Source organism: Actinoplanes sp. NPDC089786, from assembly GCF_040684855.1.
GTDB lineage: Bacteria > Actinomycetota > Actinomycetes > Mycobacteriales > Micromonosporaceae > Actinoplanes.
The window spans coordinates 11,511-28,216 of sequence record NZ_JBFBGU010000026.1 but is presented as its reverse complement, the minus strand read 5'-3'; the positions used below and the strand labels follow the sequence as shown (position 1 = coordinate 28,216).

At 69.9% G+C, this 16,706-nt stretch carries 1 protein-coding gene; it reads right to left on the bottom strand.

What is annotated here, in order from left to right; translation table 11 throughout:
• Positions 1–43: 43 nt before the first annotated feature.
• A complete protein-coding gene (locus AB0O15_RS41210; protein ID WP_364331241.1) occupies positions 44–16,678 on the bottom strand; it encodes a DUF6531 domain-containing protein in 16,635 nt (5,544 codons plus the stop codon).
• Between the last annotated feature and the right edge of the window lie 28 nt (positions 16,679–16,706).

Here is a 16,706-nt window from a genome sequence, read left to right as displayed (position 1 = left end):
GGATCCGTTCACGCGACCGCGGTGATTTCTTCGATCCGATGCGTCAGGAGGCCGCGACCATCCGGCCCGACGCGTCGTAGCCGAACCGCGTCACCACCTCACCGGTCCGTCGTTCGACCACCCGGCCCAGCACGTCGTAGGCGTAGACAGTGACCTCACCGGCCGCATCCGTGTGCTCGATGACCTGCCCCGCGGCGTCATAGACATACCGCTGAGTACGACCACCGAAGTCCGTCTCGGAGATCACCCGACCATTCAGGTCATACGTGTACCGCCACGTCTCCCCCGCCGGATTGATGATCGCCGTGAGACGCAACTCGGTGTCGTACTCGTACTCGGTGCGGCCACCGTCAGCGTCGATCACCGCGGTCACCAGATCGAACGGGCCGTACTCGCGCCACGTCCGGCGTCCGTCCTCGCCGAGCGACTCGACCACGTTGCCCTCGCCGTCGTAGACGAACTCCTCCAGGCCGCCGTCCGGCTTCTGCCGCCAGGCCAGATCACCGTCGAGGGTCCAGCCGATCTCGATAAGCCCCTCGCCGGTCTCGACGGCGATGAGCCGGCCGAACTCGTCGTACTCGTAAGCCACGTCGCCGTCGCCGGACGTGACCGACACGATCTGACGTGCCGCGTTGCGAACCATGGCCGTCGGACCGGCCTGAACCGCCGTGCCCCTTCCGTCAGCGGCCGGCCGCTCGGACCGCACGATCGCACCGGTGGCATCGGTCTCGGCCAGCATCCGCCCATCGGCGTCGAACTCCCGCCGGCGAGTGGCGCCGTCGAAGTCCGTCCAGGACACCGCCCGGCCGAACTCGTCATAGGTCGTCGTGGACCGCTTCCCGTCCGGCCGGACGATCACGGTCGGCCGCCCGGCCGCGTCGTACGAATACCTGGTGGTCCGGCCCAGCTCATCAGTTCGCGACAACAACCGATAGGCATCGTCCCACTCGGTGCGAACGGTCCCACCGAACGGATCCGTCACCGCGACCACCTGCAGCAGGTCGTTCAGCTCATACCTGCGAACCGCGCCCAGCGAGTCCGTGACGACCGTCAGCCCGTCGGAGTACTCGAACCGGTAACTCAGATAATGACCCCTGCCGTCGGTGCCGACACAGCGACCGGCGTCGTCGTATCGGTACGTGTACCACTCGCCGTTACGGTCCTCCCAGCCGACGATGCGCCCGTCGTCGTACTCGAATCGCTCCGGGTCACCCGAGGAGTTGACCACCTCGATCAGGTTGCGGTCCGCGTCGTAACCGAATCGGGCGGCGGCGATCATGTCTCCGGCCTCGCCCGGCACGGAGATCGCGGTCAGCAGACCGGCGGTCGTGGTGAACCCGACCGTGGCGCCCGTCGACGAGCGAAGTTCCGTCGGGTCCCCGGCGCCGTCCCGGACGATCGACCAGCGGACGCCGCCCTCGCTCAGGTCGCTGAGCAACGCTTCCTTGTCGTCGTCGGCCGGGGCGAAGACCCACACCTGGCCGGACCTCGGGTCGGTGAGCAGCCAGCCGCCGCCGGCCAGCCGGCGCAACGGCAACGCCCGCCCGACCTCCGGCAACGCCGTCTCACCCTCCGCCACCAGCGGGTAGGTCAGGATGGATCCGTCCGCGGCGAGGTAGCGGGCATGGTCACCCTCGATGACGATGCGCTGGTCCAGCGTGGACGCCCAGGACGGGCCGAAGGACCGGCCCCACCGGTAGTCGGAGCGATGGGTGCGCTCCAGGGTGAGGCCCGGCAGCTTGATGTCGTTCTCGGTCAGGATCATCCGGCCGGTGGTCACGTCGATCGGATCGCCTTCGGTCGGCGTCTGCTCGGTGCTCTTCGCCACCGAGGGCGACGACACGCCGGCGAGGGCGGGCGAGGGGTCCCGCATCACCGTGTCGGCCCGGCCGGCCGAGGCGCCCGGGGCCGCCGAGCGTACCGGCACGTTACGCACCAGGCTGCTGTAGGCGACGGTGGGCTGGTTCCCCCTCGGGGCGGAAGCGGTGTAACCACTCCCGCCCGTCGAGATGGCGGCGGTCGTGGGAGGTAGGAGTTGGCGCAGGCCGCTCCCCGTCATGCCCTGGAACGCCGAGGCGATCTGGTCGTCGATGGCCTCGCCCGGGTGCTGTCGGCGCAGTTCGTCGACCCGGTCCCGGAAGCCGTTCCAGTCGGATTCGAACATGGACCGCAGGCTTCGCTTGTCGGGCGCGGTCAGCCGCACCGGCCGCGGCGCCGCCGGCACGTCTGTGCTCCGGCCGATGCCCGCCGCCTGCGCGTACCGGCGCTCAGCGATCGCCTGCGGATTGTCGAAGTCCCCGACCGCGTATTGCTCGAACTCCTCGTCGGCCGGTGAGTCGTAGTCGGCCTGCGAGTTGTCATCGGCCCGCGAATCGTAGGGGGCCTGCGAATCGTACGGGGCGGCCTGCGGGTCGTAGGGGACCTGCGGGTCGTACGGGACCCGCGGTTCGTAGGGGGCCTGAGAGTTGTTGGAGGCCTGAGAGTCGTCATCGGACGTCGCCTCGTCGGTCTCACCTTCGGGTTCGGGCTCGTAGTACGGCTCTTCGTCGGAGTCCTCGGATTCGTAGGCGGCCTCCTCCTCGAAGTCGGAGTCGTCCCGGCCCGCATTCCGCCTCTTCGCCTTCGAGACGCCGGACGGTCCGGATCGGTTCCCGCCCTCCGCCCGCCCCGCCGCTCCGCGTGCCGGCGCGTATCGCCGCTCCGGCGGGGCGAACTGCTCAGCCTCGGCGGCGGCATCGGCGGCCTCGGCCTGCCGGTCGGCCTCGGTCGCGAGCTGTGCGTCCTCATCCGCGAGCGGCGCGTAATAGGCGCGCTTTTCCCGGGCAACCTGCTGGGCCTTCGCGATCAGCGACGGCCTGGCCAGCCCGATGGTTTGCGTGGTGGCCCACTTCTTGGCCAAGGTGTGACTGACGCCGAAGAGTTCACCGATCTGTTTCGGCGACGCGCCGTTCGCGACATATCTCGAGATGCGCCGCCCCAGTGTGTCGTAGTCCTCGTTGAGGAACAGATCGATCAGCCCGACACGGTGCCGGTTCGTCAGATCGGAGTGTTGCATACCGCCGCCGGAGTGCCAGCCCTGGATCCGGTTGCCGGTGATCCTGCCGGTCGGGTCGGTCGCCCTGGCCAGCACGTCATGGGCGACATGTTCGATGCTGCGGAGCTTGGCCAGGTAACGCGGCCCGGTCCCGCTCACTCGGTTGGCGTAGAGCTCGCGGAGCTCGAGCACGTCGGCGGCGGTGAGGCGTGGCCTGTTCGCCAATTGCTTCAGCCCGGGAATCTCGCCGGTCTGCAACCATTTCGACAACGTGTCCGGGCCCATACCCAGGTAGTCGGCGAGTTGTTGGAGCGTGACCGCCCGATCGCGATAACTCTGAAGGTCACGCAGGACTTCATCGTAGAGTCCCGCCGAGAAGTTAGCCCGCAACTGGTTGAGCTCCTCAGCGGAGACTCCTTCCGAGTTCGCCTGAGGCTCGAAGTTCCCCATCCGCGAACTGTTACCGACCGTCCGGACGACCAGTCGGCGCACCACACGGTGCCGGTTGCCGTCCGACCCGTGGTCCACGTCGGACAATGACGGCGTACGAAGGGCGTGGCTCGGCACATTCCTGGCCGGCCGGCGCTCCTCTGGTCCGGACGGGGTGCCCTCGTACGCGCTTGGCGGGGGCGCGGCGTCAGCGTAGGCGGACGTGCTGGACAACGCCGCGATGTCGGCCTTCAGCTCGTTGACGATGTAGTCGTTGCGACTGAGGTCGTCGAACATCACCAAGGCGGTGTCCCGGGCGGTGTCGAACCAGTTGCCCCAGTTCTCGTCGTACTCGATCTGGTAGCCGAGGTCACGCATGAGCTTGAGGACCTTGCCACACCAGTAGCAGGGCCGGTACTTGCCGTTGATGCGGATGATGCCGGCGTCGGCCGGCGAGATCCGGGCGGCGAGCACCAGCCGAGCCAGCTTCTGCTCGGCGTGCGCGAACGGGTACTGCTCCGCCGTGGCGAAGAAGACGTGATTCTCGTACCTGTCCGACAGCATCCGGGTGCGCAGCGTGTCACGGGCATCGCCCCGCGCCAAAGCGTCCACATAGCCGAACCCGGACAACGAAGAAAGCATCCCGGTCGCGTCGTCCGTGTCGCGTTCGCCCCGATAGATCCCCCGCAGCTTCTGCTCCGCACGGTTCACGGTTGCCGCGTACTCGTCCGCCAACTCCCGGCTCTGGGCGGCGGACAGCCGGCCCTCATCCGCGGTGAACAGCAGGTCGGCAAACGCCTGGGCCGGGCTCCGGTCACGGTCACTGGTCAGAAAATCGTGGAACAACCCGATGGTCTGGTCCGAGTTCTTGGCGATGAAGAGCCGATTTCTGATCAGCATCGCTTGAGTCTCGGAATCTCGCTGCCAGGTGGCCATGACGTCGTCGTTCGCGCGCAATGCCTCACCGCTGTCGTGCAGGGCGATCGCGATGTGGGACAGACCCTGACCGTGCCGATCACCTTCGTACGACCGCGCGTAGCGAAGCCGGACGTCCTCGGTCGTCCGGCCCAGGAACTTCTGCACGAGGCGGCGCATGTGATCGGAGTGCTGGTCGAGACTCGTGGCGTAATGACGCTGAGCCATGGTGCGGGGCACGTTGGCGGCGCGCCTTCTGCGCTTGCCGCCCTCGCCACCACGGCCGGTCCGGGACGGACGCTTCGAGCCGGTGCCGCCCGTGAACGCCTGCCGCAGCAGACCGCCCAGGGTGGATTCCTCCTTGCCCTTACCTTTGGCCCTTCCCTTACCTTTGTCCTTTCCGCCGGGCATGGTCCGGCTCGGAGCATCGGTCAGCGCACTGATCGTCCGGTCATCCGCCGGGCCGAAGACCCGGTCATCGCCCGGTCCGAACACGACGCGGCCGGACCGGGTCATGACCTGGGCCAGCTGGCCGTCGCCGTCCACCACGAACCGCGACGGCCCGGCCAAACTTTCGGGAAGCGGCACCGAACCGTCCGGGACGACCTTGAGGAACGGTTGTGCCTCTCCGTCGACCTCCTGCGGGTTCGGGTCCCAGGCCACCAGCTCGCCGTCCGGCCCTCGCTCGACCAGCATCATGTGCGAGGGGTCGCCCGGACGGTTCCCCCACACCGCGGTCGCTGCGCCCTTGCGCAGCTCGTTCAGCTTTTCCGGCGGCTCCGGCCGGTCGAAAGAGCCGCGGAGCGACTTCGCCACGGCGTCCACCGGGCGCATCCCGACACCGTCGTCGACAGTGGGCCGGGCGCCCAATTCGCGTAGCGCCAGCTCGACCCGAGGCGCACAGTCCAGGGCGTTGTCGTCCGGCCGGCCGAATGCTCCGGGCCCCTCGACAGCGTCGACGGCCCGCCGCAGCGGGATCGAGGGGTCGGCCGGCAACGGCCGCGCCGGCGGCAGCTGCGGTTCGCCGGCGAGGAAGGCGCCGAGCGAGATCCCGGGAGCCGGGTCGCCGGACGAACGAGGAGCCTGAGCGTAGTCACGGTCGTCCTCGTCGAACGTGAACTGGCTGTCATCGCGGTAGGCCTCGTCGGGACCGCTCCGGCTCGAGGAAGGCGCGTAGAGCGGGCCGGGGATCGACCGGCTGGAAGAAGGGACGTGCGGGTTCGAGGTGGGCCATTCGGAGTGCGGACTGTATGAGATGGGGAAGCCCGCCGACGTGCTGGGCGACGCCGTGGAGTACATCGGGACGTTCCCGGCCTCCGCGATCCGCGTCGACCGCGGCCACATGTCCTCCGTCGTCAGGCCGAGATAGTCCGCGACATGGATCTGGAAGCGCCGGAACATCTCGGCGCGGACCCGGTTGACCGCGTCCCACTCGCTCAACGGTTCCAAACCCTGCGCCGCGCGCTGGGCGTTGATGAACGCGGTCAACCCCTCGGCCGTACGCGGAGTGGCCGGGAAGGTGAAGCTGAACGTGCTCTCGCCGCTCGACGCGAAGTCACGCACGGGCGGGATGGCGGTTCCGTACCGCTGCGCACCGCCGTCGTAATTATCGTCCTGGGAGAAGCCCAGGTCGGTGGTCATCACCCCGACCGGAGCCATGTTCGAACGATACTGGCCCACGTTTCTCGTCGTACCCGGGTCCGAGCCGGTCAAGGTGTACAGGTACGTCCGGTCCGGCCCGCCGGCCTGAAGACCCTGCCGGCCGATCGCGCGGTAGTCCTCCCGGTCGGCCATGTGGACGTGAACCTGGACGCCATCCGGCAACGGACGCACGCCGGCGAACTCCAGCTGCAACTGGGACATGTCGGCCGGCGACGGTGTGCCGAAGGGCGTGTACACACCGGTCGACCGTGACGCCTCCGTCACCGCGTGCGGTACGGGCATCCCGTGCGCCTCGTACGCGGCTTCGTCGCGCGCGGCCTGGTTCTGCCGGTTCCGGATGTCGGCCCGCTCCGCCGCGATCAGATCAGCGAGGCCGTCCGCGAACCCGCGCAGCCGGCGGATGCGGGAACGGTTGAGCGTACGCAGCGTGGTGGTCAGCGAACGGTGGTGCCGGGTCCAATTCTCCAGCGAACCGGCAATGACATTGAGCGTCAGTTCCCGGGCGTTGACGGCTCCCTCGTCGAGACCGAGATAGCTGCGCACCGCATCCTGGACCGGCAACCACCGTGAGGTCCCGCCGGCCTCCGCCCGCAGCGCGTCGTTCACCACATCCGAGATCGCCCAGGCGTCCGGACCCGTCCACGTCCGAGCCTGGTTGCGTGGAGTACCCGCATAGGCACTGTCCTGATCGGCGGCCGCCGTGGTGTCCGCTTGATCGACCGGCCGGCCGCGGTCCGGCTGGAACGCCTCCCGGGGCACGCTCGCGATCTGGTCGAGGTCGGACCGGCTCAATTCCGGCCCGCGGTCCGCGTTCACGGTTTGCATGATCGAGTTGCCGTGGGCCGGATCGTGCCGCTTCAACACCCACCGCAGTGGTACGCCGTCCTGGTCGGTGCGCGCGTTCACGCCCTCCAGGGCGTACTTGTCGAACAGTCCCAGGAAGTGCGCGATCTCGTGCACGACGTCGGCATCCGACGTGTCCTCGGACCAGACGACCTGGGACGTGCCCTCGTTGCCGCTGCGTGCGGTGATCTGCCGGTGCGCCTCGGCGGGGTCGCCGACGAAGGTCAGCTTGACGTTGAACTGGTCGCGGTCGGGTCCGATCCGGTACTTCCCGTTGTAGAAGTCGCCGACCGCCTTCTCGATGCGGTCCAAGCGTTCCGGCGTGAACGATCGCGTCGCGCCGGGGCCGACCGGCCGCAGATGCAGCCGCAGGGAGAAGTCCTGGATGCGTTTGCCGTCGCCCGCGACCAGCGTCCGGTGATCGTAGGCGAGGTCACGCCGCACGGCCTTCAGGTCCGGCTTGCGGGGAACGAAATCGGCGAGTTCCAGACCCGCTTGGCGGTAGGAGTCGCGGACGAACTTCGGAATGGACGGATCCACGGAGGTCATCCGCTCGGCGACGTCGATGACCGTTGTCGCCTTCAGGACCCGGGGTGGCGTCTCCTGGCGCAGCACGTCGATGTCCTGCTCGGGCACCCACGAAGCGTCCGGGGAGGACGACCGCGCGCCATCGCCTCGCGCGGGGTCCACCGGGGCACGGTTGTAGTCGAGGTCGTCGAGGTCCTGCGCGTCGGGCGATTCACGGGTCGCGCGTGTGTCGTTGTCGCGCAGCTCGTCAAGAATCTGGGGCAACTCGTTCTGGAACCAGTCGAGCGCCGCCGGGTTGAGCCGCTGGGCGGGCGCCGGTGTGGTGTCGTGGACGGCGGCGTATGCCTCGGCGAACCACTCCGCCGGATGGGAGAACTGGTAGTTGGAGAGCCCGTGCCGGCTGCGCTCGGCGGTCAGGTAGCTGACCCATTTTCCGTCCGTGGTCACGTGGAAGGTGCGGTCGCCGATACGCAGAGGCTCGCCGCCGCCGTCCGGCAACGTCCACGGGTGTGCCAGCGCCCGCCGGACGAAGGTGTCGATCTGCTGGAAGGCCGCATCCGAGAGGCCCGGCACCCGGTCCTGCAGGGTGGTCAGGACATCCAGCCGATCCTGCTGGGCGGCCACCCACAGCACGCTGCCCAACGCGTCGCGCAGTCGATCCGCGAAGGGCGCGTCGGCGACTCCTGCCTTCTCCATCAGACTCTGCGCGACGTCCGGGATCCGGTTGGTGCCGTAGTTGATGCGATCGCCGAGGCCGCCGGACGGGAGGACGCGGTAGCTGTACCAGCCGGCCCGCCCGTCAAACCCGTAACCGCGGCCGCCGGCACGCATGAGGCGGGAGGTCGTCGCCTGCCGGATCATCTCACCGAGGCGCTGCGGCACCTGCGCGTCCAAAGCCGGGAACCACCTGTTGAACGCATTCAGCGTATTGGTGAGAGCGAGATCGAACTCCGATGTTTCGTCGGAGTGGTCGCGCTCGGGAAGATCGAGCATCCGCCCGAGCGTGTCGGTGAGGCCGACGAGTTCGGGCGCGGTCAGGTCGACGCCGAGTTCGGACAGCATCGCCTCGGCGACGGTCCGGAATCCGTCCGTGTTCCCATGCTGTTTCCAGCCGCCGAACCTCTCCTGCCCGGAGAACCGCTCCTCCCAGCCGGCCCGGACGTCGACGGAGTGCCCGGTCTCATGCCGGACTGTCCAGTCCACAAGGTTGCCGTGCGCGAGCACGTCCGAGACGCCGGCCATCACCTCACGGTCGCGCGGGTCGATCCCGAGGGCGCGATCGGTGGTGGAGTCCACTCCGCTCAGGGACGACAGCACGGCCTTGTCCATCACCCGGCGTTCCCAGGCGATCCCTCGGTTCAGGGTGGCGTACAAGGCGGACGGCAGTCGCAGCCCCTTGTACGCCGGGTACACGATGCCGATCGTCCGGTCGGCGCGCGAATACTCGCTGACGCTGTTGCCGCCCGTGCCGCTGCGGCGGCGCACGCCGGCGAACTCCGGGTTGTCCCGGACATGGCTGGCCGGCAGCTCGGTCAGCACCTTGTCGATGCGATCCAGCACCGACCGACCGAACGTCTTGTCGCCCTCGAACGCGGACCCGATGGGAACGCCCAGCCGGTCGGACACCGCCTGCTCGTGGTCCCTCGTCGCCCGGAACATGTCGGCCAGCCCGAACCGGTCGGTGTCGCCGGCCCACACGAGCTCCGTGTCGTCCACCGCGTCGCCGTCGTCGGGCGAGCCGTCGCGCAGCGGGCCCGCGGACGTGCCGGAACTGCCCCCAGGCTCGAAGACCAGCAGCTCACCAGGCTCGCCGTCCGGGCCGGGCAGGACGCCGATGTTGGCGTCGGAGTGGCCGAGGAACATCAGACCGTGGCTACCGATGATCACCTTCGCGTCGGCCGCGTCGGCGATCTTCTGGGCGTGCGGCACCCCGCCGTCGAGCATCTCCGCATCGCAGTTGGGCACCACGATGTAGTCGCCGCGTGTGGGGTCCTGGCTCTGGACGGTGGGCGACCGGCGAACCCGCTGCCCGAATCCCTCCCACGACGTACTGATCGTCTCGTCCGGGTGGAACAGCAGCACCTGGCCCTGCTCGGCGTGCGCCGCCGCCACATAACCCCGGGCCTCCGCGTTCCAGGGCACCGGCGCGACGTCCGCCGTGGGATGCCAGCCCACCCGGCCCTCGCCGAAACTCCGGACCCGGGCGAACGTGGGCACCGACAGGTCGACCCGGTCCAGCCCCAGCCGCGGCCAGTCATCCGGATCGATGAAGGCCCGTCCGGTCGGCTGTCCCGCGTCGGTCGGCCGACCGGCCCCGGTCAGGATCCGGGTGCCGAGCGGATCGGCACCGGCGACGAACATCATCATGTCCGCGGCCGACGGCATCGGGTTCGGGCCGGTCAGCACATGGTCGTGGAACAGACCCGCGATCTCCTGGACGGCGTCTTCGTACCGCTCCATCGAGTCGTGCAGCAGCGCGTCGCGACCGCCGTCATCGCGCGGCACCGACGACCTGAACTCGTTCCAGGCCCTCTCCGCGGCCCGCCCGCGCTCGCGATCCGGGCCGGACCTGCTCCGCAACGGCGCAAGCATCTTCGACACCTGCTCGTCCAGGACGGTCGTCTCGTCGTCCAACCGGCCCACCGCATCCGGCCGAGGCGCCGAGCGGCTGGAGGTGGCGATGGCCGGCGGCCGGCTCCGGTCGGCCAGCGCCTGCCGTTTCGGGCGGCCGCCCAGGAGACCGCCACCGACGAGCAGGGTCGTCGGCACGCCGTTCTTGCCGCCACCCTTCACGTCGACCTTGGAGAGCTCCGGCCCGGTCTTCTCGCCGTCCGAGTAGGCCTGGAACCTGCCGCTCGTCAGAGGTTTCACGGCGAGATTGACGTACTCGTCCGTCCCGGGGTGCTTGATCGGGTGTAGTTCGAAGTCGGACAGATGTGCGGGCTTGGGCTGCCCCAGGGGCACCGTCATCTCCGGCGTCACCGTCAGCGTCGCGCCGAGCTGGACAGCGTCGCCGCGATCGGGGAGCGGCGGCAGGTTGCTCTGGACGTCCTGGAGCGTGGAGATCTGCGATGCGGAGATCCGGCCGACGGTCGGTTGCGCGGCATTGCCGACCTCGGACTGCCAGTTGCCGGCGTGCAGCGCGGGACCGGCCGGCGGCCTGCTCACCGACGGTGATGTCTCGAGTCGCGGGAGCGGTGACGGCGGTCGCGCCTCGACCGGCAGCTGGGTCGGCCCGTTCATGCCGGCCGGACGCGACGGATCGCCGCCGTCCAGCGGATCCGGCCGCGCCTGGGCCGGCTTGCAACTGGTCAGGCCGAGGGGGTCGGCGAGGGTCAGCGGATCGCGCACGTACGCGGCCGGGTTGGGTCCCCCGGTCAGACCGAGCGGGTCGGCGCTGAGATACCGCGCGGTCGCCGGGTCGTAGTAGCGGAACCGGTTGTAGTGCAAGCCGCTCTCGGCGTCCCAGTACTGGCCGGGGAAGCGCAGCGGCGTACCCGTCGGGTCGTTGGTCCGTCCCCAGAGGTCGCCGTGCCGCGACCAGCACAGGCCGCCGTCCGGCTCGACCAGATGGGTGGGGGTGCCGACGACGTCGGTGACGACGACACGCAGCCCGTCGTCACCGTCGGTCTGCGTCACCGGCGCGGATCCGTCCGGCCCGAACTCCCACGAGATCGTCTCGCCGGCGCCGGCCTGCTCGACCATCAGGTCGCCCGCCCAGGCGAAGCTGACCTCGTCCAGGACCGTGTCGTCGTCGTCCAGACGCAGCTTCGCGACACGCCGGCCGAACCCGTCGTAGCGGTACCGCCACCGGTCCCCGCCGGGCGTGACGACCTGCACGAGCCGGTTCTCGGTGTCCCACGCGAACCGCCACGCACCCGCCGCGTCGGTCCGGACGGTCAGGCGGCCCTGCTGGTCGTACGCGAACTCGACATCATCCGTCCGCACGAGCATGGTGCCGTCGAAGTCCCAGCGACCCCCGCCCGCGCCGACCAGGTTGCCCGCCTCGTCGTAGTCGTACCGCTCCGCCACCTCGCCGTCGACGGTCACCGCACGGACGCGGCCCACCTCGTCGGCGTCGAAGGAGCTGTCGCCGATCGCCGTGACCCGGTCGGACGCGTCATAGGAGAACCCGCGCTCGGCGACGCCGGCGATGTGCTGCGCCGCCAGGCGGCCCACCTCGTCGAAGGTCTGCCGCAGCGCGACCACCTCGCCCACCGACCGGCTGACCTCGCGACCGGCGGCGTCGTGGCCGAACCGGACCACCTGACCCGCGGTCGCCAGCATGACCGGCAGGCCCCGCGCGTCGAAACTCCACCGGCTCGACCGGCCGGACGGCAGGGTCCGGGCCGCGACCCGGTCGCCCTCGTACGTCGTACGCACCGTACGGCCGTTGATCGTCTCGGCGACCACGCGGCCGTCGGCGTCACGCTCGAACCGCACCACCGCGTCCGGGCTCTCCACCGCGGCGAGGCGACTCTCCGCGTCGTACTCCAGCCGGGTGACCGCGTCGTCGGACCGGCGCTCGACGACTCGGCCGAGCAGATCGTAGGCGTAGCGCGTGGTTTCGCCCGCCGCGTTGGTGTGGGCGATGAGCTGCCCGGCGGCGTCGTAGGTGTAGCGCCGGACGCGACCGTCGAAGTCCGTCTCGGTGGCGAGCCGCCCCGCCGGATCATAGGTGTAGCGCCACACCTGCCCGGCGGGGTTGCGGACCTCGGTCAGCCGCAGCTCCGTGTCGTAGGCGTACGCCGTTCGGTTGCCCGCCTCGTCGATCCGCCCGACGGGAAGGTCGAACGGTCCGTACTCGATGTACGCCGCGCGCCCCAGAGCATCGATGCTTGTCACCAGATTCCCCTCACCGTCATACCGCCACTCCTGCCGGGAGCCGTCCGGGCGCGCGCGCCAGGCGAGGTCACCCTCCGCCGTCCAGCCGAGCTCCGTGGCGGTTGCGTCCGCCATCCGCGCCGACCTGGGACGTCCAAGACCATCAAGATCAAAAATTGCCGGGGGTACGCCGTCCGTCCGCTCCCGGATCGCCCGTGTGACGCCGTCGAACCCGGTCAGCGACACCGCCCGCCCGCCGGCGTCGTAGTTCACCGTGGCGCGGCTGCCGTCCGGCCGGAGCAACGTCATCGGCCGGCCCTGCCCGTCCCAGGTGAACCGGGTGGTCCGGCCGAGCGGATCGGTGCGCGACGAGAGCCGGTTGCCCGCGGCCCACTCCAGCTCCGTCCTGGAGCCGAGCGGGTCGACGATCGCGCCGACCTGGAGACGGTCGTCGAGCTCGTAGCGGGTCACGCCACCGAGCGAGTCGGTCACCTCGGTCACGCCGTCGCCGTACGCGAACGCATAGCGCAGGAAGCCGCCGTTGCCGTCGGCCAGCACACATCGGCCGGCGTCGTCGTAGGTGTAGGTGTACCACTCGCCGTTGCGGTCGTCCCACCGCACGATCCGGCCGGCCCGGTCGTAGCGCAGGCGCGTGGCGTCACCCGAGGAGTTGCGGATCGCGACGAGGTTCCGGCCGCCGTCGTACTCGTACGCGGGCAGCTCGACCGTCTCCGCCTCGCCGCCGGGCACGAACCGCGCGCCGGTCACCAGCCCACCGGCGGAATCGAGCTCGACGGTGTGGCCGGCCGACGACAACAGCAAGGCCGGTAGGCCGTCGGCGTCCCGCTGGACGTGCCACCGCGCATCATTGCTCAGCACCTCGCACAACACCGACTCGCGGCCGTCCCCGACCGTCACGAACAGCAGCAACGCATCGTGCTCGGTCACCAGCCACCCGCCGCCGATCAGCCGGCGCAGCCGGGCGCCACGACCCAGCAGGGGCGAGACCTCCTCGCCTTCGGCGGGCATCGGGTACGTCAGGATCGAACCGTCGGCGGCCAGGTACCGCGCATGGCGCTCGTCGGCGACGATCCGCTGGTCCAGCGTGGACGCCCAGGTCCGGCCGAACGAGCGGCCCCAGCGGTAGTCCGAGCGATGCGTCCGCGTGAGGATCAGGCCCGGCAGCACCGTGTCGGTCTCGGTGTAGATCATCCGCCCGGTGGTGACGTCGATCGGGTCACCGGCGGTGGTGGTGTCCACGGTGGACTTCGCGAAGACGGCGGGCGGCACGGTCGACAGTGCCGGGACCAGTTCGGGACCAGCCGTCGGGTCATCGACCACATCGCCGTCGACCACATCGGGCACCGGCGTCGGCGACTCGCGCGAGACGCGGTCCGGGCCGCCCGTCACGCTGTCCTGCGGCCCCAACACGATCGGAACGACCTGACCGTCGTCCGCGCCGGACCGGCGCTCGTCCCTGACCTGCGGCAGCGGGGTGGCGACATTGCCGGACTCGGTGCGCACCGGACGCAGGCCATGATCGTCCGGCCGCGGCGACACCAGATCGGACACCGGCGGCACCACATCGTGCCCCGTGACCTGCTTGATCTGCGCCCGGGCCTCGGCGACCTGCTGAAGCACGTCACGCAACTCGGCCTGCCGCTGGACCGGCCGGGCGGAGTCACCGGCGGCCGCCCTGGCAAGCGAGTCCTTCGCCGCGTGGAAGGACTCCCGGACGGCGTCCACCCGATCGGCGTCCGGATGCCCGGCCGGCACCGCGTCGAGGGCCCGATCGACGCGGGGGGACACATCGTTCAGGCCGTTCAGCACATCGGTCGCGGCCTGGCTGATCCGCTCGGGCGCGGCCGGGACCAGCTGGTCCACCGCGGGCGGCGGATCCGCGGCCACTACCGATCCCGGCGGCTCATCCGCCCGCGCCGGGCCACCGCTATCGCCGCGTTCGGCCGGAACATCCGGCTGGCCGGAAAGGAAGTCCGCCACGCTCTGCGGGTCACCACCGACCGGCGGGGGCGCGACGGCGACCGGCTGTGACTCGGTGAGGGGCCGGCCCTCGGCGACGCCCACCGGCGGCTGGTTGGCCTGAACCCCAGGCGGCGTGCCCTGATGCGTCGATGCCGAAGCCGGCTGCACGCCCGCAGGCGGCCCGGCCTGCGCCCCCGAAGACTGACCAGCCTGCGTCGCGGAAGGCTCCCCAGCCTGAGCGATGGGTGGCGGGACCGGTTGCGCAGACGGCGTATTGCCCTCGGACACCGACGGCGTGGTCGCCTGGCTCTGATCGTTGAATGGTTGCGGTGGATCGAAGGTTGTGACCTGATCCGTGTCGCCAACGTGTTCGAAACTGCCGGACGGAACCGCGTCGGGCTGAGCCGCCGCGCGATTCGTGTCGTCGGCCTGCCAGCCGCCCTGATCCCCGGTCTGCAAGTCGCCGCCGGTCCACCCACCAGCCTCACCATCCCGTGGCCGCGCGTCCTCCTGCCCCCCGGTATTAACGCGGTCCGGCTCTTGGCCCTGGCCCTGGCCCTGTTGTTCCGGCGAGTGGCCTTGACCCTGACGCTCGTCCCGGCCCTGTCCTTGGTCCTGGCTCTGACCTTGGTCCTGACCCCGGCCTTGGTCGCCGTCTTGCTGCTGGTCACGGCCCTGACCCTCGCCCTGATCATGGCCCAGGCCCTGACCCTCACCCAGACCACGACCCTCACCCTGGCCGCTGCCCGTCTCGGTCCTGGCGTTGTTCGGTGCTTCGCCCGACCCCACCAGCTCGGACCCGGTGCCGTCTCCACCGACCGTGGTGATTGTCTGCGGCGCACCACCATGGGCAGTCGACTGTTGGGTGTCGTTCGCGGTCCCCAACGTTTCCTGGCCGGTCCGGTCGGCTCCGGTCTCCGGCATCCCTCGCCGGTCTTCGCCGCCGGTCCGCGAGTCGGACCCGGACCTCTCCCCGGCGCCGGCTCCCGACCTGTCACCCGCGCCCGCCGCAGACCTATCGCCCGCGCCCGCCGCAGACCCGCCACCCGCGGTCGTCCCGGACTGGTTGCCTGCGTTGGCCATTCCGTTCGACGGTGAGAACGCATTCACGGCGCCGCCGAGGTCCGTGGATTCGCCGGAAGCGCCCTCGCCGGAGCCTTGGCCGTTTCCAACGGTGGGCTGTGCGGCCCCCTCGTCGTCTTCCTGCCCGTCCTGCTGCAGGAGCGGTTCGGTGTCGTCGTCCCAGGAGGAGGTCGATTGCTCGTCGGCCGCCGGTTCGTCCCCGAAGTCGGACTCCGCATACGAGTCACCGTCGCCGGCCACCGATTCCTCGTCGCCGACCGTCTCGGCGTCCCAGAGTTCGTCGCTGTCCTCCGCCGCCGCGTCCTCACCGCCGGCCAGGTTCCCCGAAAGCCCGTCACCGTCCTCCGAGCCGACAACGGTCTCGTCGTCGGATTCCTCGGGTTGCGCGCCTTCCTCATCGCCGCCGCCCTCGTCGGGCAGCGGCCGGAACGCTTCGTCCCACCCGTTCTTCGACTCGATGTTGAGGTCGTTGACCAGGTTCGTCGGCGTCGGGACCTCGTTGGACTCGTGCAGGCCACTGACGAAGGCGCTGGTCGCCGTGCCCCAGCGGACCTCGACCGGCGCGCCGGTCGCCACCTGGCCGGCGATCTCGGCGGGGATCGCCACGCCGCCCTGCACGATGCCCTTGGTCAGGATGGAGCCGCCGCGGAAGACCCAGTCGTTCTTGATGAACATCGTGCCGTCGAGACCCGTCCGGTCCACCTTGGCGATCTTCTTGGCCGCCCATTTGGTGATGGCCTCGGCGCCGACGTTTGCCAGACCGGCCACGCCGGCGGCGATGACCGACTGGATGGCGGCATTCTTGATACCGTCCCAGTCGATGCCATCCCGGGCGCCGGATCCGTCCTGCCCCGCCTGGATGAGGAGCTTCAGCAGCGGCTCCTCCGCGAGTTCCTGCGCGATCTCGACGAAGACCTGCCGCAGGATCGCGGTGATGATCGCACGGAATCCGGCGACCACCACCGGGATGGCCAGCGCGCCGAACAGTGAGGCGATCAGCCACGCGAGCTGGATCGCGAGCAGCGCCAGCTGGATCACAATCATGATCTTGGTTTCTTGGAGCTCGGCAGCGCCGTTCTTCAAGTCCTTGCGCATGGTGTCGACGAAGTCGCGCAGCTTCGAGAGGTGATCGATGCTGCTCGTCAGCGAGCCCTTGACACCATCGGCGAACGTTCCGGACATCACATCCGGTACGGCGTCGCGTTGCTGCGCCAGCTTTTCCACCGCCGCGCCGATCTCGTCACGGAGGTTCTCCCACTGTTCCGAGTGCGCGCGCATCCCTCCCTCGCTGCCCGTCGGCCACGTCTGGCCGATCGTGAACTCGAGGAGGTGCTGCAGCCAGGAGGGGATGTGCGTGTCCATCTTGCCCACCAGCATGCGGTGACCTCGGAGGCCTTCCGATGCT